Source organism: Veillonella parvula, from assembly GCF_032575955.1.
GTDB lineage: Bacteria > Bacillota > Negativicutes > Veillonellales > Veillonellaceae > Veillonella > Veillonella parvula_J.
Genome location: NZ_JAWFXN010000002.1, coordinates 227,900 through 250,333, shown reverse-complemented (window position 1 = coordinate 250,333; position 22,434 = coordinate 227,900). Strand labels below are relative to the sequence as shown.

The 22,434-nt window shown below is 37.9% G+C and carries 23 protein-coding genes; 7 read left to right on the top strand and 16 right to left on the bottom strand.

The genetic code is table 11. From position 1 onward, the window contains the following. Positions 1-121 precede the first annotated feature (121 nt). The 3 genes from E7L28_RS03980 to yedE all read right to left on the bottom strand — a co-directional run bounded on the left by E7L28_RS03980 (position 122) and on the right by yedE (position 2,577). Positions 122-808, bottom strand: coding sequence for a carboxymuconolactone decarboxylase family protein (locus E7L28_RS03980; protein ID WP_021147750.1), 687 nt, complete (start codon positions 806-808; stop codon positions 122-124). A gap of 348 nt (positions 809-1,156) precedes the next feature. Next, on the bottom strand, positions 1,157-1,405 hold the full coding sequence (locus E7L28_RS03975; protein ID WP_101928944.1) for a DUF3343 domain-containing protein: 249 nt from the start codon (positions 1,403-1,405) through the stop codon (positions 1,157-1,159). Between the two features lie 110 nt (positions 1,406-1,515). Then, entirely contained in the window at positions 1,516-2,577 is a 1,062-nt protein-coding gene (yedE, locus tag E7L28_RS03970) for a YedE family putative selenium transporter (protein WP_101928943.1), read from the bottom strand. Positions 2,578-2,697: 120 nt separating this feature from the next. Here yedE and E7L28_RS03965 point away from each other — a divergent pair, with 120 nt between their 5' ends. Further along, complete coding sequence (locus tag E7L28_RS03965; protein WP_101928942.1) at positions 2,698-3,855, top strand: aminotransferase class V-fold PLP-dependent enzyme; 1,158 nt, start codon at positions 2,698-2,700, stop codon at positions 3,853-3,855. A 48-nt stretch (positions 3,856-3,903) separates the two neighbouring features. Here the strand turns inward: E7L28_RS03965 and E7L28_RS03960 are convergent, their stop codons facing one another. From E7L28_RS03960 to E7L28_RS03930, 7 genes are all read right to left on the bottom strand, one after another. After that, on the bottom strand, positions 3,904-4,734 hold the full coding sequence (locus E7L28_RS03960) for a radical SAM protein (protein ID WP_101928941.1): 831 nt from the start codon (positions 4,732-4,734) through the stop codon (positions 3,904-3,906). A gap of 2 nt (positions 4,735-4,736) precedes the next feature. Next, complete coding sequence (locus E7L28_RS03955; protein WP_101928940.1) at positions 4,737-5,543, bottom strand: 4Fe-4S binding protein; 807 nt, start codon at positions 5,541-5,543, stop codon at positions 4,737-4,739. Then, entirely contained in the window at positions 5,536-6,399 is an 864-nt protein-coding gene (locus E7L28_RS03950) for a substrate-binding domain-containing protein (protein ID WP_101928939.1), read from the bottom strand. Before E7L28_RS03950 ends, E7L28_RS03955 begins: the two co-directional genes overlap by 8 nt. Before the next feature lie 437 nt (positions 6,400-6,836). After that, the gene (rpsR, locus tag E7L28_RS03945) at positions 6,837-7,067 is read right to left on the bottom strand and encodes a 30S ribosomal protein S18 (RefSeq protein WP_004693795.1); all 231 of its coding nucleotides are present in this window, start codon (positions 7,065-7,067) and stop codon (positions 6,837-6,839) included. Between the two features lie 39 nt (positions 7,068-7,106). After that, positions 7,107-7,505: a single-stranded DNA-binding protein gene (locus E7L28_RS03940; RefSeq protein WP_004693797.1), complete on the bottom strand. Its 399-nt coding sequence runs from the start codon at positions 7,503-7,505 to the stop codon at positions 7,107-7,109. Between the two features lie 19 nt (positions 7,506-7,524). Then, entirely contained in the window at positions 7,525-7,809 is a 285-nt protein-coding gene (gene rpsF, locus E7L28_RS03935; protein ID WP_004693799.1) for a 30S ribosomal protein S6, read from the bottom strand. A gap of 141 nt (positions 7,810-7,950) precedes the next feature. Then, the gene (locus E7L28_RS03930; protein ID WP_021147747.1) at positions 7,951-9,135 is read right to left on the bottom strand and encodes a multidrug effflux MFS transporter; all 1,185 of its coding nucleotides are present in this window, start codon (positions 9,133-9,135) and stop codon (positions 7,951-7,953) included. A 451-nt stretch (positions 9,136-9,586) separates the two neighbouring features. On the opposite strand from E7L28_RS03930, the gene E7L28_RS03925 reads away from it, so the two are divergent. Continuing rightward, a complete protein-coding gene (locus E7L28_RS03925) occupies positions 9,587-10,816 on the top strand; it encodes an LL-diaminopimelate aminotransferase (protein WP_008602874.1) in 1,230 nt (409 codons plus the stop codon). Positions 10,817-11,081: 265 nt separating this feature from the next. Here the strand turns inward: E7L28_RS03925 and E7L28_RS03920 are convergent, their stop codons facing one another. After that, positions 11,082-13,304, bottom strand: coding sequence for an autotransporter outer membrane beta-barrel domain-containing protein (locus tag E7L28_RS03920; protein ID WP_287540764.1), 2,223 nt, complete (start codon positions 13,302-13,304; stop codon positions 11,082-11,084). Between the two features lie 291 nt (positions 13,305-13,595). Here E7L28_RS03920 and E7L28_RS03915 point away from each other — a divergent pair, with 291 nt between their 5' ends. The 4 genes from E7L28_RS03915 (at position 13,596) to E7L28_RS03900 (ending at position 17,666) form a co-directional block, all read left to right on the top strand. Then, the gene (locus E7L28_RS03915) at positions 13,596-14,567 is read left to right on the top strand and encodes a diaminopimelate dehydrogenase (RefSeq protein WP_004698002.1); all 972 of its coding nucleotides are present in this window, start codon (positions 13,596-13,598) and stop codon (positions 14,565-14,567) included. Positions 14,568-14,771: 204 nt separating this feature from the next. After that, complete coding sequence (locus tag E7L28_RS03910) at positions 14,772-15,872, top strand: ABC transporter substrate-binding protein (RefSeq protein WP_004697978.1); 1,101 nt, start codon at positions 14,772-14,774, stop codon at positions 15,870-15,872. A 13-nt stretch (positions 15,873-15,885) separates the two neighbouring features. After that, a complete protein-coding gene (locus E7L28_RS03905; RefSeq protein ID WP_024062076.1) occupies positions 15,886-16,893 on the top strand; it encodes a FecCD family ABC transporter permease in 1,008 nt (335 codons plus the stop codon). Next, a complete protein-coding gene (locus E7L28_RS03900; RefSeq protein ID WP_316711450.1) occupies positions 16,890-17,666 on the top strand; it encodes an ABC transporter ATP-binding protein in 777 nt (258 codons plus the stop codon). Before E7L28_RS03905 ends, E7L28_RS03900 begins: the two co-directional genes overlap by 4 nt. Positions 17,667-17,836: 170 nt before the next feature. Here the strand turns inward: E7L28_RS03900 and E7L28_RS03895 are convergent, their stop codons facing one another. After that, positions 17,837-19,009 (bottom strand): cyclopropane-fatty-acyl-phospholipid synthase family protein, encoded by a 1,173-nt coding sequence (locus E7L28_RS03895; protein ID WP_316692131.1) that lies wholly within the window; start codon positions 19,007-19,009, stop codon positions 17,837-17,839. Between the two features lie 354 nt (positions 19,010-19,363). On the opposite strand from E7L28_RS03895, the gene ychF reads away from it, so the two are divergent. Next, positions 19,364-20,470, top strand: coding sequence for a redox-regulated ATPase YchF (gene ychF, locus E7L28_RS03890; protein WP_101928938.1), 1,107 nt, complete (start codon positions 19,364-19,366; stop codon positions 20,468-20,470). A gap of 77 nt (positions 20,471-20,547) precedes the next feature. Here the strand turns inward: ychF and E7L28_RS03885 are convergent, their stop codons facing one another. The 4 genes from E7L28_RS03885 to E7L28_RS03870 form a co-directional block, all read right to left on the bottom strand. Continuing rightward, positions 20,548-20,802, bottom strand: coding sequence for a CsbD family protein (locus E7L28_RS03885; RefSeq protein ID WP_287509264.1), 255 nt, complete (start codon positions 20,800-20,802; stop codon positions 20,548-20,550). 60 nt (positions 20,803-20,862) lie between these two features. Next, positions 20,863-21,102, bottom strand: coding sequence for a GlsB/YeaQ/YmgE family stress response membrane protein (locus tag E7L28_RS03880; RefSeq protein WP_012863894.1), 240 nt, complete (start codon positions 21,100-21,102; stop codon positions 20,863-20,865). A 157-nt stretch (positions 21,103-21,259) separates the two neighbouring features. Continuing rightward, on the bottom strand, positions 21,260-21,967 hold the full coding sequence (locus tag E7L28_RS03875; RefSeq protein ID WP_021147739.1) for an NAD(P)H-dependent oxidoreductase: 708 nt from the start codon (positions 21,965-21,967) through the stop codon (positions 21,260-21,262). A gap of 117 nt (positions 21,968-22,084) precedes the next feature. Then, a complete protein-coding gene (locus tag E7L28_RS03870; protein WP_012863892.1) occupies positions 22,085-22,342 on the bottom strand; it encodes a DUF3343 domain-containing protein in 258 nt (85 codons plus the stop codon). Positions 22,343-22,434: the final 92 nt, after the last annotated feature.

Sequence of the window (22,434 nt, the reverse complement as noted above, 5' to 3'; positions counted from 1 at the left end):
AATTATAGAAAAGGGGACCTCAAACGTCAATTACATTCTATGGATTTAACCCTAATCATTAAAACTGTGAAAGTAGAAGCCATAAAAAAAGACCTACTTCCGAAAGAAGTAGGTCTACATTTTATTGGAAAATCATAGCTTCTAAATTTTCAATTTGATATTGACTTAAGCCAAGTTCAGATAAACTCTTTTCAGCTGCAGTAAAAAGATTATTTTTACCAACTCGAGTACCTAGTGCTGCCGCAGCGACCAATTCACGGTCCAATTTACCTAAACGTGAACGATTACGATTTTGAGGTTTTGGTTTTTTCATACGGAACGTATTATATTGAACCCCCTCTTTTGTTTCCTCAGCTTTCGGCTTTGTTAAAGGTGCCCCATTAGTGCCATTCCCCAATAAAGCACTAAGTCCTGTTTGCTTTGGTACCAATTTTTCGTACTCATCGCCAAACTCAGGGCGTTCATCACGTAATTGATCAAATGTAGCTAAAGCAGCATTCATTTGTTTCAAGCCCGCAGCAGAGTAAAGCTGACGAATGGCAATACTCACCTCTTGTGGCGTCAACGTGCCTCGCTCAATAGCAGATGCAATTGCACTCTTTAATGCACCTTGATCACCAGACGCAGTATAGCGGCCGATTTCAACCAAGTCTTTCTGACGTGCATTAAGCTCTTTTGGCGTATATATATTTATCTCAGATATAGATGGTGCCTGTTTAGAAGGTTGTTCTCCCGCCCCATTAGCCTCAAACATATAGCCACCGGCAACGATGGCCACGGCTAATGTTAAGGTTAATACTCTTTTCAAAGTCTTACAATCTCCCTTATCATTAATACTAATTGTATAATACTGCAATAGTAGCGTACATTATCAATGGATTTATTTTACTGTTCTACTGTAATACATACTGTAGATATTATTATATAATACTTCATCTAATTTTTATAGTCCTATTCGAAAAAAATCTATAATCTTTTAATAAATTATATATATTTATCTATAAAAATTATATATTTATAAACCACACTTAACAATGCATCAAAATGCACTTCTACTATTTTATCAAAGAGATTAATGGCTATCGTAATAAACTAAGAAAGAGAATTCGAATCATACCAACTATGCATCAATACTGAACCAAACAGTCTATATAATTTACTCATTTGAGCTTTCAAATATAGTTCTATAACCTTCAACTGTAACAGCCACTATTTGTTCAATTTCCTCTGTAGGATCCTCCATGAAAGTAAAACTTTCATCAGCCTCAAAGGAAGCACTCGTTCCACAGGACGAACTAAGATTCCGTGGTACAGGACGTAGTTCTATATTAGTTACCCCTTCTGGGGCTTCACGCTTGAAGCGAATCGCTCCAAAATGAGAGTAAAAAGTGGCAATATATTTCATAGACACTCAATTCTAGCTATCAATAACGAATAAAATAGTAAAATACATTCATACTATATGTTGATCATACCATACATGATCTAAACATTTCCAAGTTAACCATCTGCAGGCTAAGCATTTGAACGTTTTGTATTAAGTACAGCAATAATGAACGCTACCACAAAGCCAACACCTACAGCAATTTCACCATTTAGTGTAGGACCAGCACCAGAGGCAGCTAAGCCGAAATTATGAGCAAATGCTGCGCCAGCCGCAAGGCCAAGCACTGTAACAGCGGAATCAGAATTACCTTCACCAGTCATGATTAATTGACGTAATGGACAACCCCCAAGCAATACGCTACAGAAACCTGCAAGCGCCATACCTAGGAAGTTCCACAATCCATCTGTATGTGCAATTGGTTGGTTTTCAAAGCCAAGATGGAAATTACCAAAGCTAATATTCACAACGAATACACCAATGAGAACCGCTAAATAACCAAAGATAAGAATGGATTTTTTGAACAAGAATAAATCCCGAAAACCACCAACGGTACAAAGGCGACTAAATTGAGATAAGCCACCTACCACAAGGCCTGCTGCCAATGAAATTAACCAAGGTGCATGCATAGCGCCTGGTCCTTTTTGACTAAATAAGATAAATGCCGGAGCAGTTACTACTAACACTAATAGCCCAACTTGGATGGCAGGCATCATAGCAGACTCTAACTTACTCAATGCGTAAGTTCGTTGTAAAGAATAGCCTTTTTTCAAGAATATTGTACCGACCCCAATACCACCAGCAAAACCAGCAATACCGAACAAAGCATTTAAGTCACCGCCACCAAGTCGCAAAATCATACGAATTGGGCAACCGAGGAACATCAAAGCACCAATCATAACAAAGAAACCAAGAATAAATCGAATAATTGGAGAGGAACCACCTTTACTTTGGTGTTCGCCACGAATCATGGACAATACATAGGCCCCTAAAATAAGACCGATAATTTCTGGACGAATGTACTGTACCGGTGCAGCACGATGTAGACCAAGAGCACCTACGGTGTCACGAACAAAGCAAGCAATACAGAAGCCCATGTTACCTGGATTTCCGGCTAATACGAGAAAACCCGCAATAACACCAATTATAAGGCCTGCAATAATTAAATTTCTTTTTTCATGAGACCCACTCATAATAAACTCCTTTCAAACTACAAGAACTAAAACTATATAAGTATGTGCTCCTACCCGATCAAGCACAATACTCATGATATAATAACCATAAATACATCTTGTTATTCATGGAGATTACCTATGAAGTATATCTATTTAGACAATGCTAGTACCACATTTCCAAAGGCACCAACTGTGGCTAGTGCTATGTCAGACTATATAACAAATAGAGGCATCAATATCAATCGTGGCTCCTATGCCCTCGCCTATGATGTAGAGGATATTATCTATACAACACGGCAGCGATTAAACAGCTTATTTAACGGACACGATCCTTCTCATGTCTTTTTTACTCAAAATGTGACGATGAGTTTAAACATGGTTATCAAGGGGCTATTCAAAGCAGGAGACCATGTACTGATTAGCTCTATGGAGCATAATGCTGTCATGAGACCGCTCACTCAACTACTCAATGAAGATATTACCTTTGATACTATCCCTTGTGATACTACAGGTTCTATCAAATTAGACGCTATTGAGTCACTCATTCGTCCAAATACAGTAGCTATAATTATTAATCACGCGTCCAATGTATGTGGAACCATACAACCCGTTAAAGAAATCGGTATAATCTGCAAAGAGCATAATCTACATTTTATTGTAGACGCGGCACAAACGGCTGGTATCATGCCTATCGATGTAAAAGAATCTCAAATAGATGCCCTCTGCTTTACAGGTCACAAAGGCTTATTAGGCCCTCAAGGTATTGGTGGCATGATTTTAACCAAAGAAATGGCTCAAGCCTTAACCCCTCTTATTGCTGGTGGCACAGGTAGTTTCTCACATTTAGAAACAATGCCTACTAATATGCCTGATGCCTTCGAATCAGGCACATTAAACCTACCAGGCATCATAGGTCTCAACGAAGGTCTCGCCTTTATTGAATCGAAGGGTATGGAAAACATTCATAACCACGAGCTCGCATTGACAGAAGCCTTCCTCAAAGGCTTACGACCGATAGATGGCATTAATATCATTGGCAAGCAAAATGTTCAGGACAGAACTGCTGTCGTATCGATTACAATTGATGGAGCTGATGCTGCGAGCGTTGCTTACGAACTAGAATCAACCTATCACATCATGACGCGCGTTGGACTCCACTGTGCACCACGAGCACACCAAACGCTAGGAACCTATCCAGAAGGAACAGTACGCTTCTCCTTTGGCTATGCCAACACACATAAAGATGTGGAATCTGCATTATCTGCTCTACATAAAATCGTTAAAAATACTAAATAATACATAACCATTAAGGCTATATACTTCGGTATATAGCCTTTTATGCTTCTACGCTTCGCATAAACGACCGATAGCATCAGCTCTACAGCGTTTGCAGTGTGTCATTTGCGGCACATAGTGACCAATAAATTGACGCATGTTATCGATTTCTTCTGAAGTTGGGCCTCGGTGATTTTCAAAGACCGTATCGTGAACTGGAATCATAGCAATACAGTTCATCAAATCGACACCCCAAGCTTCTGCTTGTTTAGCGATTGCTGGCACATGGTCCATATTTACATCAGGCACTACTACAGTATTAATCTTAACAATAATATTCTTTTCCTTTAGTTTTCGGATACTTTCAGCCTGACGCTCTAATAAAATACGGGCCCCATCGATTCCTTTGTAAATATTACCCTCATAGCGAACCATGGAATATACATTTTTTGCAATCTCTGGATCAATAGCATTAGCCGTAATCGTTACATGCGTAATTCCTAAGTCAGCAATGTCATTAACATAATCAGGCACTGCCAAACCATTACTAGATAAACAAAGCATGACATGAGAAAAATCCTTTTTCACGAGGCGGAAGGTTTCAAGTGTCTTGTCTGCATCACACATAGGATCCCCAGGACCTGCAATACCTACTACAGAGATATCCTGACGAGCATCAAACACCTTGCGCACAAAGGCAGCTGCCTCTTGTGGCGTATATACATGTTGCGTCACGCCTGGTCTATTTTCATTCGCACAGTCGTACTTACGATTACAATAATTACATTGAATATTACAATTGGGAGCTACTGGTAAATGTAAACGACCCCAATTAGCAGAAGCGGCCTTGTTGTAACAAGGATGATTTTGTAGGAAACTTTGTCCTTGAATTTCTTTCATAGTTAACCTTTCCGACCAAATCTAATGGCATCTTTATGGCATACATGTAAACAGTCACCGCAGTTTGTACAGTTCATTTCATTTGGTCGTGTCCCCATTTCACAAACGCGTAAACACGCATCACAGTTGTCGCACTCATTCGTTTTATAAATTCTAAAAATAGAAATCTTACGAAGCAATTCCATGATGCCACCGAAAGGACATACAAATCGACACCATGCATTAGCAATAATAAGGGAACCAGCAATGATGGAAACTACAGTTATAGTACGAGCCGCCCAATACCATTCGGAGAACTGCATAGATAAAATAACAGCATTAAAATATTCATCGCTCGTCCGAATTGGGATCATAATGCGAGGATTACCAAATTTAAAATATACTACGAGCCCTAAAATTATAGTTGCTACCATGCCGAGTTGAAGGAAACGCATATAGTTTTTACGATTTCTTAGTGGTCCCATAGATATTTTTCCGAGCATTTGGTTCACCCACCCACTTGGACAGAACCAGCTACAGAAAGCACGTCCAAAGAATACGACCATAATCGGTAAGATAATCCACCACGCATAAAAGTACGTCGTGATGCGCCCCCAGCAAGAAATCATAGAGCAACTTTCACAGTTCACAAACGGAACAATATAAGGACAACGGAATACACCAAAGTACACCCATTTCCCCATAATAAAGAGGAAGATAAACTGTACAAACCGACGCCAAAGCGTTAAATTCTTAGGAGCCTTAGTTCCAGATATACCAGAGCTTGTTTGAGCCCCACAGGTTGTAGATGATGGACATTGATTACACATCTTTTACACCAAACCTTTCTATCAAATCGAGACCTCTCGCACTATGAACGGATGTAAATCCGTGATTTTCTAAGATTTGTTGTCCTTCTTGGGAACGTGTAAATTCAATATAATCGGCAGCCAACGCACGATCTTGTACATATTTCATCGTGTTAATAGTGAAAGTCAGCGGTGCAGGCGGCACAAACTGTGCAGGTATGTCGAAATATTCGATACAATCCTTAAACCGGTCATGTGTGGTAAGGCGTTTTTCAATGATGGACACATCGGCCTTGCCTTCTACGAGGTCACACATCATGGAGATCACACAAGCATTTTCAGCTATCATGTTCTTCATAATGCCATCGGTTAATCCTGACAGTTTCATAATCCCCTTTACAGAGGCACTGCCTGGAGGAGATGCACCCAACGGCAACATGACGCGTACACCGGGCTCCGCCATATCTTTAAGATCACGAATACCGGCAGGATTACCTTTAGGTGTGACTATGACGTAGTCTGTAAAACATAGCGGCTCAAAAGCGATACTTATCCCTTTTTTGCGCATATTTTTTGCTAACTCTAATCCGCGAGCTCCAAAGATTTCGGTGCGACTTTTTTCTGCTAACAAAGATTTACCAATAGCCCCTGCAAAAGCACCGGTGTACTGAATATTGTGACCTGTGTGCATCGTGTAGACTTGGTTTAAATCAAGAAATGCTTCTGACAAGCCTCCACAAGTCCATACTTGTAACGAATCAGATTGTGTTGGCTTATAAGCACCTCGTATAAACGACGGCACTGCTGATGCAGCCGCTAAAGCTAAAGCACCACCAATAAACTGGCGACGGGATATATCCTTTTTCAAAAATCCCATGTACTTACCACCTTTCACTGAACTTTACAGCTATATATGTATATTTGTATTATAGTATAAATATTTCTAATCGTATGCATAAGATTGATTAACTAATCTATATAGATTAGTCATATAAAACCTATTATTTATTAAATTATTCAATTTTTAACTTCAAATAACTATATCTATTTTTATGAATATTTATTACAACAAGTAACTACGATAATTAATGAGAATCAAAGGAAATAGATAGGACCTATGCTCTAAACGCATAGGTCCTATCTATTTTTATTCTATACCTTTATACAACAATCTATACAATAAGCTTCAATCCCTAATATAGCCTTCTAACATCTCCAGTTAAATAAATTCAAAGATATACACTTCCATGTGAATCATGGACCAAACGCAAAAAGGCGGCACAACCAAATGGTTGTACCGCCTTGATTCATCAATTATTCAGCAGTGAATGGCAATAAAGCAATTGCACGTGCACGTTTGATAGATGTAGTCAATTTGCGTTGATGTTTTGCGCAAGTACCGGAAATACGACGAGGTAAGATTTTACCGCGTTCAGTCGTAAAACGACGAAGTTTAGCAACATCTTTATAGTCGATTTGATCGATATGGTCTGCACAGAAAACGCATACTTTTCTTCTTGGCTTTCTGCCTCTATCTCTTCTCATTGCGAATCCTCCTTTTCGAATTAGTAGGAGTCCCTGACACTAGAACGGAATGTTTTCGTCATCGCCGCCTGTACTGAAACTATCAAAATTGGACCCACCTTCGAAAGAATTAGTATTCATATCAAGGGATTGGCCCACAAAGTTCGCTACCACTTCAGTAACGTACCGTTTTTGACCGTCCTGAGTCTCGTAAGAACGAGTTTGCAAACGACCTTCTACAAAGCAACGACTGCCTTTACGAAGATTGCCTGCCGCTTCACCAAGTTTACCCCAAGCAACGCAGTTGATGAAAGCAGTTTGTTCTTTCGTCTCATTTGTTGTGGAATCAATATAGGTGTTTGTGGCAGCTACTGTGAAAGTTGCTACAGCACGACCAGTTTTGGTATAGCGTACTTCAGGATCACGAGCTAAATTACCTAGAATTTGTACAGAGTTCATGTTTTCCTCCAGGCTTTAATTATGCTTCGTGTTTAACAATTAGATGTCTTAGGACTTCATCGTTGATTTTCAATACACGATCGATTTCTTTGATTTCAGCAGGAGCTGCCTCAAAGTTAATCAATACATAGAAACCGTCAGTGAATTTCTTCACCGCGTAAGCAAGACGACGCTTGCCCCAACGATCTACCTTTTCTACTGTGCCGCCTACACGAGCAATTAAAGCTTCTACTTTTTCAATAACAGCGTTAGTTGCTTCCTCTTCAGCTGGTTTCACAATAAACATGACTTCGTATTTGTTCATACAAAATCACCTCCTCTTTCGGACTAATGCCCCTATCGACACATAGGGGTAGGAAGTGCTTACCATCAATAAGCCTTACTATTATAACCTAAAAAAATGATGAAAGCAAGGGCTCAGTTTAAGTCCTTGCTTTCACAAATATTATATACGATTATATTTTTCATCCTCAGGAAAGGCAATAATAGCACAGATAATTACAAATATGGCTATTACCCCCATCATAGGATAGGCCGTATCATTTGGTAAGAAGGTAAGTATCAACGATGACACAATACCACTACCATATTGCATGGCGCCTAATAGTGCCGCCCCAGATCCAGCCATTCTACCTGCTCTATCTAAAGCTAATGCATTAGTTACAGCGGCAATGATACCATTCATGGAGAAGAATAGAAAACAGCCAATAACAATTAACCACAATGAATGGTAACCTAAGAACATCAAGCCCATAACAATGGATACACAAATAGCAGCAAATAGTGTGGCATATTTCAATAGTCTATCGAGGCGTATAGCACTAACAATACGACGATTAATAGCACTTAACAACATAACACCAATAATATTGACAGAAAAGAGATAACCAAAATATTCTTTAGGCACTTCATACACATCTATATATACATAAGGCGATCCCGTTAAAAACGCATAAATGGCAATATAAAATGAGCTAACACATAGGGTATATTTCATAAAACCTTTGTTGCGCAATAAAATCCAATAATTATTATAGGTATGACCTATAGACTTTTTACTACGCTTTTCTAAGGGATGTGTCTCAGGAATCACCAATACGGCAACGAGCATTAAAATACCGATAGCAACAAGCAACCAAAATATGGAATGCCATGTATACCATACGAGTAAATGCCCTGCTAACATTGGCCCTGCTATAGGAGCTATGGCCATGACAATGGCTAATGTAGATAACATTTTAGCCGCCTCAGTCCGACCATATAAATCCCGAATCATAGCCCGCGACAGCATCGGTCCTACACAGGCACCAAATGCCTGAAACACACGCCAAGCCAATAACTCCATCATAGAGGAACTCAAGGCACAGCCTACAGAACCAATAATAAATAAAACTATCCCTATAATAAGTGGCTTCTTACGACCAATTTTATCGCTAACGGCGCCCCAAAAAAGCTGAGCTAGCGCAAAGCCAATTAAGAACCCTGTCAACGTAAGCTCCGCATCACCATTGAGGTCACGCCCCATCTCAGGCATAGCTGGCAAATAAATATCCGTTGACAACGATGTAAACGCCATCAAAGCACTTAATATAGACGTAAAAAGCCATCCCTTATTGCTAATCGTCAGCATAAAGACACCACTTTCATATAAAACCACACTATAATATGTATTTATTTAGATTATATCAAAAACAATGTTAATGCTATATAGTTTTGATATACTTTCATCAAAAAAGCATAGTAAAATACTATGCCCAAAGTAGAGTAAAGATAAAAGCCTAACGCAACAGAGTATTCAAAATACTCGCACGCTAGGCAATCCTAAAAAATGTTTATAAGATGAGCCTAACGCAACCACACGTTGATGGCTCTCTTTTTACTTATTATACAACATAAACAGAATTTCTAAAAGAAATTATAAAACAAATGATATGACTAATAAATTCCTCATAATACGACCTTTTATAGTAATAGACTTAAACAATATTTACATAAATCAGAAATTCTATAGAAAATCCTTGCGTCATTATTCTATATAATTTACTATATATAGAGAAATCTGATTATAAAAAGGAGTCATTATGGCTAATATCAATGAAAACTACTTAAACCTTCAAGGTTCTTATTTATTCGCTAATATCGCTAAAAAAGTAAATGAGTACCAAACAGCTCATCCAGATGCAGATATCATTCGTCTTGGTATCGGCGATGTTACATTACCACTTGCTCCAGCAATTATCGATGCTATGAGCAAAGCTGTTCAAGAAATGGGAAAAGCTGAAACATTCCGAGGTTATGGCCCTGAACAGGGATATGATTTCTTACGTCAGGCTATTGTTGATGGCGATTACAAACCATTGGGCGTAGATATCGCTATTGACGAAGTATTCGTTTCCGATGGTGCAAAATCTGACGTTGGTAATATTCAAGAATTATTCAGCGAAGATAACATCATTGCCATTACTGATCCTGTATACCCAGTATACCTTGACTCCAATGTTATGGGTGGTCGTACTGGCGAAGCTGTAGATGGCATCTTCCAAAAGGTTGTATACCTCCCTACTTATGCAGAAAATAACTTCTCTCCAGAATTCCCGTCTGAACGCGTAGACATCGTATATCTTTGCTCGCCTAACAATCCCACTGGTACTGTTTTGAGCCGTGCTCGTTTGGCAGAATGGATCAAATGGTGTAAAGATAATGATGCCATTTTGATGTTTGACTCCGCTTACGAAGCTTTCATCAGCACAGAAGATACTGTAAAATCTATCTACGAAATCGAAGGCGCTCGCGAAGTGGCTATCGAGTTCCGGTCCTTCTCTAAAACTGCAGGTTTCACTGGTACACGTTGTGCTTATGCAGTAGTACCTAAAGAGGTCACTGGCAAAACTAAATCTGGTGAACGCCAACCGCTAAACCCTATGTGGAACCGTCGTCAATGCACTAAATTCAATGGTGTTCCTTACATCATCCAACGTGGTGCAGAAGCAGTATACACAAAAGAAGGACGTGAACAAACACGTGCAAACATTGCGTACTATAAAGAAAATGCCCGCATCATCAAAGAAGGTCTTGAATCTATCGGCCTTACTGTATACGGCGGTGTTGACGCTCCATATATTTGGCTAAAAACACCTGGCAACATGACTAGCTGGGAATTATTCGACATCTTGCTCGAACAAGTTCAAATCGTATCTACACCAGGCTCTGGCTTTGGCCCTCATGGTGAAGGTTACCTTCGTTTAACAGCATTCGGCAGTCGTGAAAATACAATTCGCGCCGTTGAAAGAATCAAAACATTACAATTCTAATATGATTATGTCTATATTTAGGTTTAGATTTATATCTTGATTTATATCTTGATTTATATTTAGATTACATTAAATCTGGATTATGTGATTTAAAATAGTTTATATCTATAAAACCAAAAGACCGATTACAGTCCTTCAATAGGAATGTAATCGGTCTTTTTATATACCCTTACATATATGAATATTTAATTCTAGTATTCCTTAACACTATAGTACTAACAAATAACATCCCCATATTATTTGTGTCCGCTATATTTACCATTAATTAAAAGTTATGACGAATCCCTGCGTCAATGCGATAGGAATTGTCTACGATAGCACCAAAGTTTTTAGTGAAAGTCCCATAAATATATGTATTAGGACGTACACTCCATGAACCACCTAACTCAAGATCTAACCATGTATCTTTAAGGTTCACTTCACTGCCTGTAGTTGGCTCACCGGTCATGCTATAAGTAGCTTTCATTTTACCAGAGAATTCATGCGCTAATGCTGCTTTGAGGAAAAGGTTACTATTCTTACTTTCCTTGCCAATGCCTACACCAACACGACCAATAACGGAATTCACCGCATCAGAGTTAATGTGCACTGTGCTACCTGTATTTGTACGAGCATCAAAATTTACACTAGACAATCGACTAAGTGTCAATTCTGCGTTAGGATCGATGTAGAAACCATTATCTTTCTTAATCCGTTTACCATATTCAACGCTCAAAGAGGTACCTGTATTGCGGTAATCTCCGCTCAAGCTTGTACCCAAGCTATTGCGCACAGTGAAATCATTTTTCAAACGACTTAATTTACCAATCACATCGAAGTAACGACCATCATTGTATTGTTTTGCACCGTATAATGCTAAACCTGCGGTTTTACCGGATCCAGTACCTAGAGCGTAATCGCTATTGCTTGTACCATATAACAACGCTCCACCAATAGTCCAATCGCCGTACAATGTATCATAGCCTACTTGCGCCATGTTATAGGTTTGATTTACATAGGCGCTGTCCGTAATTTTAGATTTACCACCGATGTATTTCCCCCATACACCATGCTTATTGGAGTTAAGTCGCACATCACCGAGGCGACGTTGTAAATCATTCGTATCAGCTCTCATTTGCATCACAGAGGAGGCTAACGCACTCTTAGCACCAGAAACAGCTTCGCTTTCACGAGCTGTCACAACCGCTTGGTCAGTAATACTAGGTTTCCCATCAACAGTAAAGCTATCTGTACCGAGTTTAGTAGAATATGCAGGACTAATAATGCCTGAATCGACTTGAACATTTACATCTAAATTACGCTCACCCTTAGTAAAGCCAGCGTATGTTAATTTATTAGCCAACTGCTGCAAAGTACCTCGTGGGTTATCTACATTTACAGACCCTTTAAGTGCATCTGCCGAACTGCGCATAGTCACAGAAGACCCTTTATCAGCATAGTTGATAACGACTTCGCCCTTACCTTGTGCAGTCGCAGGGGCTCCCTTTTCATAGTCGATAGCTGCATGACCAGCATAGTTGTTAATAGTAATAGGTCGTGGATCTACGGCTTGGATAATACCTTGACTATTTATATCTTTACCACCAATAAAATGTTCTACACGACTACCAGTATATAAATAGTTTGCATTATTAGGACGACCTTGTGTAGGATATACGCGTTCAGCTCCTAACCATTCATTGCGCCAAGTCGCACCATTTTGTAAGTACAATCGTAGACCACCATGGTACGGATTATTGTTGCTTTCATCAAATTCATTCAACACACCACCTACCAATTTAGAATTTGGTGTTGTTAAACCTAAAGAAATTTCAGATCCATGATTATGTGGGTTCTTTTCAATACCATAGTTTTTATCTAAGAATCCTATATTACCGTACATCTTCACATCATTAGTTCCCGGATGTAAACCATCCATACCTGTATTTACATAAACAAAACCTTCTTCAGATAATGCAGAGTAGGTATCGGATGTGTCTAACGGATATGTTTTTACATCGGCCCCTCCTAGTATGCGAATATATCCATCTTTATTGGCTTGTAAGCCAACGCCAACAGCATCGACTTTAGCATTTCCTTTTATGGTGACTCGAGTATCATCGTTATTGCCATCACTAGTAAGTCCACCATAACCAGCATAGATCCCGCTCATATAATAATGTGCCAAATCAGGTCTACGTTTCGCACCACTTTCAGCAGGCGCTGGATTTTTAACTGTTACAGTTACATTTTTATCAATAGCAACTTGTGTCCCATCAAGGGCATAAATACCTGTAACATTATTATGATATTTTGTACCATTTACACCCAAGCCTGATACATTAACAGTTAAGTCATCTGTATAATGTCTCTTTTCACCCCACAAGTTAAGACCAATGGATTTCCCATCTGTATGACTTTCCACAGTTGTGGCTGATACCATGGTAAAAGCATTAGCACCTGTTACGATTAATGCAGCAATAACAGCAGCTTTTACATTTCTTCTCATGTTATACCTCCTTAACACTTCAACTATGAACATAACTAACTAACATAACCAATTTAATTGTATCTAGATTCAGGGTATATGTGTCAATTTCTACTCATATGATTTTTTATTTGTCCCCTATAACAACACGCTATGTATCGATATAGTTGTGCACAAATTACTTGTTTAAATTAAATATGAATTATTCTCTATACCATCTAATAAATTCTATAGAAAAATATTAAAAGCTATTAATTTTATGCTATAATAAATATGTTAATTATTAAATTTCAACTTATATAGGAGGCTAATATGAATATTCGTATTGGTATCGTTGGTTACGGCAACTTAGCTCGTGGCGTAGAAGCATCTGTTCAGTTACAACCTGATATGGAGCTCATCGGCGTATTTTCTCGCCGTCAAGGTATTGAAACTGTATCTGGTGTACCTACTTACACGATGGAAGATATTCCTAACTTTAAAGGCAAAATCGATGTAATGGTTCTTTGCGGTGGTTCTGCAACAGATCTTATCGAACAAACACCAATGGTAACAAAATACTTTAACTGTATCGATTCCTTCGATACACATGCACGTATTCCTGAACACTTCGCTAATGTAGACAAAGTAGCTAAAGAGGCCAAAACTGCTACATTAATTTCTTGTGGTTGGGATCCAGGCATGTTCTCTTTGCAACGCGTTTACGCGGAGGCAATCTTGCCAAAAGGTAAATCCTACACATTCTGGGGCCGCGGTGTATCCCAAGGCCATTCCGATGCCATTCGCCGTATCGATGGTGTTCTTGACGCTCGTCAATACACTGTTCCTAAAGAACAATACCTAGAAGCTATCCGTAATGGCGAAACTCCAGATGTTGATGGCTATAAAGGTCACCTTCGTGAGTGCTACGTAGTAGCTGCTCCTGATGCAGACAAAGCTAAAATTGAAAACGAAATCAAAACTATGGAAAACTACTTCGTAGGTTACGAAACTGTAGTTAACTTCATTTCCCAAGAAGAACTTGATCGCGACCATAAAGGCATTCCACATGGTGGCTTCGTTCTTCGCTCTGGTGAAAGTACAAAAGGCACACGTCACGTTATCGAGTACTCTTTGAAACTTGACTCTAACCCTGAATTCACAGGCTCTGCACTTGTTGCTTACGCTCGTGGTCTCTACCGACTTGCTAAACACGGCGGCACAGGTTGCTATACAGTATTCGACATTCCACCAGCTTGGATTTCCACACAATCTGCTGAAGAATTAAGAGCACATTCTCTATAATAGAGCGAGGTCCTCATCGACTTAATAGATGAGGGCCTTTTTTATACCAAAAAATACTATCAGAAACTCTATTACCGGATATTTTCTACATATTTTAACTTTATAATATTCTTCTATATGTACATAAAAATTAGGAATTAGAAGTTTATTTTTTTTAATGCTAGGATAAGTTTATTTAATTTATATCCATCATGGAGGTGCCGTATGAAACTGAAAAATTTTATACACAATAGTCTTATAGCAGGATTATTAATATGTCCTCTACTATTTGCCGGTTGTACTAATTCTGTTGGTCCAAACGATAAACCCAACGATAATATAAAAGTCGTTACAGATTTAACCGGTACAGACGTATCTATGAAGAAAGAAATTAATCGTATCGCTATCGTCCCTATCCCTTGGGCCTCTATTGTATATGCAGTTGATGGTAGCGATAAAAAAATAGTAGGTATCCATCCATCAGCTAAAAAGTCATATGAAGCCAGTATATTTAAGACGTTAGCGCCTGATTTAGAAAATGTTAATTCATCATTTGTAGACAACAATTTCAATGTTAATTTTGAAGAAGTTGCTAAGTTAAAGCCTGATGTCGTCATCATTTGGGATTATCAACCAGAGGTAGCAAAAAAACTTAAAGAGCTAGGTATACCTGCTGTATCCATAAAGTATGGAACATTGGATGATATTCAAAACGGAATTCGTCTGTTAGGCAAGATTCTAGATAAACCAGAACAAGCTGAAGCCTTAATCTCATACCATAAAGATTCAGAAGCATATTTTAAACAAAAAAATGCTTCTGCGTTACCAAATAAGCCAAAAGTATTATATTTGCAAAATAAGAATCTAACTGTTGCAGGTAACGAATCAGTCAATCAACTCATGATTACTATGACAGGTGGTGAAAATGCCGCAAAAGATACAAAAGGTAGCTGGACTAAAGTCTCAATGGAAGAAATCATGACCTGGAATCCAGATATAATTATATTAAGCAACTTTGATTCTATTACACCTGATGATATTTATCAGGATAAGCTTGAAGGTCAAAATTGGAGTAACATAAAAGCTGTAAAAAACCATCGAGTTTATAAAGCACCTATGGGAATCTATCGTTGGGATGCACCTAATGTGGAAACACCATTAATGATGAAATGGATGGGACAACTCATTCAACCTGATACTTTTAATGACTATATATTACGTGACGATTTAAAACAGTTTTACAATACCTTCTACCATTACAGTCTCACGGATAGTGAAATTAATACCATCTTAAATATTTCTATAAATAACACTCCCACATTTTAACTAAGGAGTAATTATGAAATCTCAAAATAAATATCTAGTTATATTTTTCTGCCTTTTAGTATTTCTCGCTCTTACTGTATTAATATCCTTAATGACTGGGCGATATATGCTAATGCCCACACAAGTTATAAATATTTTATCAAACGGAAACTCTGCAGCTGCATTTGATATGGAATCAGCCGTAATTTGGAATCTTCGTATTCCTCGAATTTTACTAAACATACTTGTCGGTGGAGCTCTTGCAATAGCTGGAACCGTTTTTCAAGGTATTTTCAGAAATCCATTAGTCAGTCCGGATATATTAGGTGTCAGTTCTGGTGCAGCCTTCGGCGCTGCACTGGGAATATTAATTTCCGGTATAAATATATACGCTACGGGATTTGCACTTATCTTTGGTATTGCCAGTGTTTGCCTCACATATAGTCTAGCTCGCCTAAGAAATCAAATCACATCATTATCACTGGTTTTATCAGGAATGATTGTTTCTGCTATTTTCGGAGCATTGATAGCTTTAATTAAATATATAGCTGATCCATATGACAAATTACCGGCAATCACATATTGGTTAATGGGTAGTTTTTCTACAGCTTCCTACGAAAATGTTTCACTCGTCTCTATTCCTATCATCTTTGGATGCGCTGTGCTATACTTTTTACGTTGGAAAATCAACATTCTCTCTATGGGAGATGAGGAAGCTACAGCACTTGGGGTGAACCCTTTTAAGTTACGCCTAATTATCATTGCTATGGCCACGTTAATAACTGCAGCCTGCGTAACTATCACAGGAATTATCGGTTGGGTAGGACTTGTCATTCCACATATTTGTCGCATGTTAATAGGTGTAGATCATCAGAAACTACTTCCTATCTCCATCATTGTCGGAGCTATTTTCATGATTATCGTGGATTTAATCGCACGCTCAGCTATTGCTGCAGAAATACCAATAGGAATAATCACCGCCTTAGTAGGGGCCCCATTCTTTGCTTGTCTTTTTTACCGAACACGAGGTGATTGGAAATGATTTTTGAATTGAGAAACGGCTCATTTGCTTATAATAAAAAAGATTATATTTTCAAAGACATTTCTTTCACAATAAAATCGGGCGAAATATTGACTATTTTAGGCAGGAACGGGATTGGAAAAACAACATTAGTAAAATGTATCTCCCATATACAGCAGTTGCAAGAAGGCAACATATACATAAATAATAAACTAGTTAGTCCACATGATAATGCTCCTATTGGCTATGTTCCGCAAGCAAGAGAATTATCATTTCCTTATACGGTAGAAGAAATCGTATTAATGGGACGCAGTAGACATATTGGTATGTTTTCTGTACCTACAGATAAAGACTATGAAATAGTCCACTCTGTCCTAAAAAGAATAGGTATTTCCTCACTCGCTTCCAAAACAGCATCAAGCTTAAGTGGAGGTCAGTTGCAATTGGCATTTATTGCCAGAGCACTAGCGAGTGAACCGCAACTGCTCATTATGGACGAACCAGAATCACATTTAGATTTTAAAAATCAGTATACCATGCTTTCACTTATTCGAAACATCGTAGATGAATCTAATCTTGCTTGCATTATGAACACACATTATCCTGATCATGCACTTCAAATATCTGATAAAACTTTAATGCTAAAACCTAATAACTATATTTTAGGTACCACCAAGAATACTGTAACAGAAAATAATCTGAATGATTTCTTTGATGTTCGTACCAAAATCATTGTAGGAAAAGAGGATAATAAATCCTATTCAGGGTTTATAGTACTTGGCACTAAAGAATGATAAAGTTCTTTTACAATTATATATGATATTCATTCAATAAAATTTTTAACGAAACTTACAGAACGTGCTTTCGGTAATCTACAAATATAAAATAGTTACAATGCCGCTAATTAAAAGAGACCATCTTAAGATGGTCTCTTTTTTGTCCTATAAACTTTTTTTACACTTACTTAATACCAACGTGTTAATGGCAACTCGTTCGTAACACCTTTTGTCATCAGAATTTGATGCAAGTCCATATTACCGATGTAGAAACCTGCCGCACATCCACAAAGATACAGATCCCACATGCGTACGAATTCACTGCCTCGTTTCGCTTCTACTTGCTCACGGACGCCTTGGAAATTGTTATACCAATGCATTAAAGTCTTATAATAGTGATACCGTAAACTTTCAACATCGATGACATTCATATCATAGTCATAAGCGAGGCTGACCATTTCGCGAAGGGACGGCAAACATCCACCCGGGAAGATATATTTACGAATCCAGGCACTTGTTTCCTTTTCAGAGGGGTCACTGATGTAGTGAAGCAGGAACAAACCACCGTCTTTAAGCATATCCGATGCGTCCTCCATATACAGAGGAAAATTAGGCCGACCAACATGTTCAAGCATGCCGATGCTGACAATACGGTCAAAGGTACGTCCGGAAGCTGCTACGTCGCGATAATCTATAAGCTCAATCTCAACCTGTCCTTCAAGGCCATATTCTTTAATGCGTTCCTGTCCTTTTTTCCATTGTTCTTCGGAAAGAGTACACCCATAACCCTTAACACCGTATTTACGAGCCGCCTCAATGAGAAGGAATCCCCATCCGCAACCGATATCAAGTAAAGTCATCCCTTCTTTTAAATATAATTTATCAAGAATATGATGTACCTTTTGATATTGCGCATCTTTGAGACTATCATTCTCATGCTTAAAATACGCACAGGAATAGCTCATGGTTTCATCGAGCCACAATTTATAGAATTCATTACCTAAATCATAATGGGAAGATACTTGTTGTTTTTGATCTTTCTTTTTAAGACCCGCATTAAAGAGCGAGCTAAGTACCTTACGATTGATAGAGTCCTTACCTACATGACCAAGGACTACACAAAGGGCTTTAAACAAATCCCCTTCAATTTCGATATCTTTACGCATATACGCTTCACCGAGGGCGAGTTCTGCGGATATTAACAAGTCCTTCTTGGGAATACCACGATTAACGATGACGGTAAACTCGGATTCTCCGTCACCGATTGTATATTCATTATCTCCAATTTTTACGGTAAAACAATGATCATTAAAGCGTTCTAAATAATGGACTAAGAAACTATCAAATAGCTTGGAAAACATACTGAACTTCCTTTCCTATTAGCTTTCACTATATAGGTTTAAAAATATATACATTAACATGATTGGATACATTCCATACCCTTATTAATTTATATACCTATAAATTATATCAATATAGTTACGGCGAATAAAAATCTATATTAATCCTATATTTTAATATGAACTTATCACATTATTTAAGTAATATATTTAACTCTATTTATATTATAGCACTTTGAAATAATCTATTTTATATTTATAGACTAACTCCATCCTATTAGTATGGTATAATATTTATTTGATAAGGTTTATAACAAACTATTACTATAAACTTTCACAAAGAACGAAATCAATTTGTTAATAAAAGGTGGTACCATGAGCACAAATTTAGAAGTAGGCATCGTAGGCCTTCCAAATGTTGGTAAAAGTACATTATTCAACGCTATTACAAAAGCAGGCGCTGAAGCTGCCAACTATCCATTCTGTACAATCGAGCCAAACGTAGGTGTCGTTGATGTTCCAGACAATCGTTTAGCTGTATTAGCTGAAATGTTTGGTTCCAAACGCATCCTCCCTGCAGCTATGCGTTTCGTAGATATTGCAGGTCTCGTTGAAGGTGCCTCTAAAGGTGAAGGCTTGGGAAATAAATTTCTTAGCCATATTCGCCAAGTAGATGCGATAGCACAAGTTATTCGTTGTTTCGATGACCCTAACATCACTCACGTAGCAGGTTCTATTGACCCAATTCGCGACATCGAAATCATTAATACTGAGCTCTGCCTTGCTGACCTTGAATCCGTAGAAAAACGAAAACAACGCATCGAAAAAATCGCAAAATCTGGCGATAAAGATGCTCGTGCTGAACTGCCATTATTAGAACGCATCATCGAAGGTTTAGGTGAAGCAAAACCCGTTCGTGCACAAGGTCTTGATGAAGACGAATTAGAAATGATCAAAGAGTTGACATTGCTTACAGCTAAACCATCTCTTTATGTAGCCAATATTTCCGAAGATGAAGTATCTGATTATTCTGCCAACGAATATGTAAAACGCGTAGAGGAATATGCGAAAAACGAAGGCGCTGGTATCGTTGTTGTGTCCGCACGTATCGAGTCCGAAATTGCAGAGTTATCCGAAGAAGAATCCGCTGCATTCCTTGAAGATCTTGGCCTTGAAGAGTCTGGCTTAACTAAACTTATCAAAGCAAGTTATGCACTTTTAGGTCTTATCAATTACTTCACAGCTGGTGAAATGGAAGCTCGTGCTTGGACAATCGTAAATGGCACCAAAGCACCTCAAGCTGCTGGTAAAATTCACTCGGATATTGAAAAAGGCTTTATCCGCGCTGAAATTGTCTCCTTTGATGATCTACAAGCTTGCGGTAGCCAAAACGCGGCTAAAGAAAAAGGCCTTGTACGCCTTGAAGGCAAAGACTACGTTATGAAAGACGGCGATGTAACCCATTTCCGCTTCAATGTATAAACAAACTTATATAACAAAAAGCAGTAAATCTCAGGATTTACTGGTTTTTTATTACTAATTATAACCTTTATATAATATTATTTATCGTCTTTATGAAGAACATTTTTGACGCCACTAATCGCACCATCTACAGCATCTTTAACATCTTCAGCTGCTTTTTTGAAATCTTCAGCAACATCATGTGCAGCGTCTTTAACTTTTGCAGCTGTATTTTCTACAGCACCTTCTGCTTCCAATTCTTTGTCACCAGTTAATTTACCGGCATTTTCTTTTAATGCACCTTTAGCTTGATTTAATTTATCTTCTAATGCCATAATTATGAATCCTTTCATATGAAATCATTTTTAGTTATGTTAGCTATATATGTTAGCTATACTTTTAAAAATAGATTACTATCCCTTTTTCCCGAAGAAAAAAGAAACAACAGCAACAACAATTACAGCGCCAAGAACAGAAGGAATTAATGCCATGCCAGCTAAACTAGGACCCCATGTGCCAAATATTGCTTGACCTACAGACGAACCAACTAAACCAGCAACAACATTGGCAATAATGCCCATTGCTCCACCTTTGTTAGTGATTGCTCCTGCAAGAAAACCGATAAAACCACCAACAATAATTGACCATAACATACGATCACTCCTTCCTATTTAATCAATATATTTATAATATCCTACCAAATTACATGGGCTTTATAAATATAATAAATAATATGTATATTTATAATATACCATTCATTTCTAAAGATTAGATGAAGAAATTTGATGTAGTTATAAAAGTCACAATTGATTAAACTACTGTAACAATTTCATTCATTGTACGACGTGTTTTATTTCGATGTGGTTCTTCATCACGATAACCAAAGGCAGCCATCACAGCAATGCCAAAATGCTTTGTATCAAAAAGACCTAATTCATCACCTAAGAGCACTGTCATCTTATCTTGATTAAAGCCTTCCAATGCACAAGAATCAAGACCTTCATAAGCAGCCATGGTCATCATGTTAGCCATTACAATGTACGCTTGCTTAGAAGACCAATCAAAGGCAGCACGATCAGACTCAAATGTTTTATAGTCTTCAGTTGTGAACTGAGCATATTTTTCTTTATAAATAGCATCGACTTCAGCAGGTAATTGTTTCACCTCTTCTTGAATATAGCGTACATAAGGAGAATCAAATTCCAAATCCACTTTTTTACGTGTTAAGAACACCACGAAATGACTCGCTTCAAGACCAGCTTGAATACCCCAACCATAAGATTTCATCTTTTCACGGATTTCAGGATTTTGAATGACTAATAATTGGTAAGCCTCAAAACCTAAGGAGGTTGGAGACAAGCGCGCCGCCGTTAAAATACCTTGCCAATCTTCATCAGAAATCTTTTTAGCGCTATCAAATTTCTTACATGCGTAGCGATATGTCATAGCATATTCTAAATCCTTACGATCAAATTTAGGGGCTGTTAATTTTACATTTTCTATTTCATATTTACTCATATATACCTCCATAATTAATATCTGCAATTGATAAAATATATCATGTTTCTATAGTACCACACTCATCGTTCAAGTTATATGAAGATGAACACTAAAGTAAAAAAGCCTAGACAACGTCTAGACTTTATACGGTACAGCTAGCTCGCCCTTTTCATACCAAAATAAGCCAGATGTACTAATTTTATGTTCTTTTAAAATGGTCTTTACTTGATCCACTATACTTGAGTCTATTGCAATAGATAAACCGCACATATCGTAAAGCTCTGGGGGGGTAGCCATCAACTGATGAGGCACCTCTAATTCTGTTAATACCTTATCCGCCTTATCTCCAAAATAATAAGAGGTAAAAACTACAAGTAATTTTTTTCGTTCCATTACCTCACCCCTCTGATAACTAGCAAGATCAAATTGCTCATACATTAAACATAAAGCTTGGAGATATAAAAAAATCCATCGAAATTGATAAA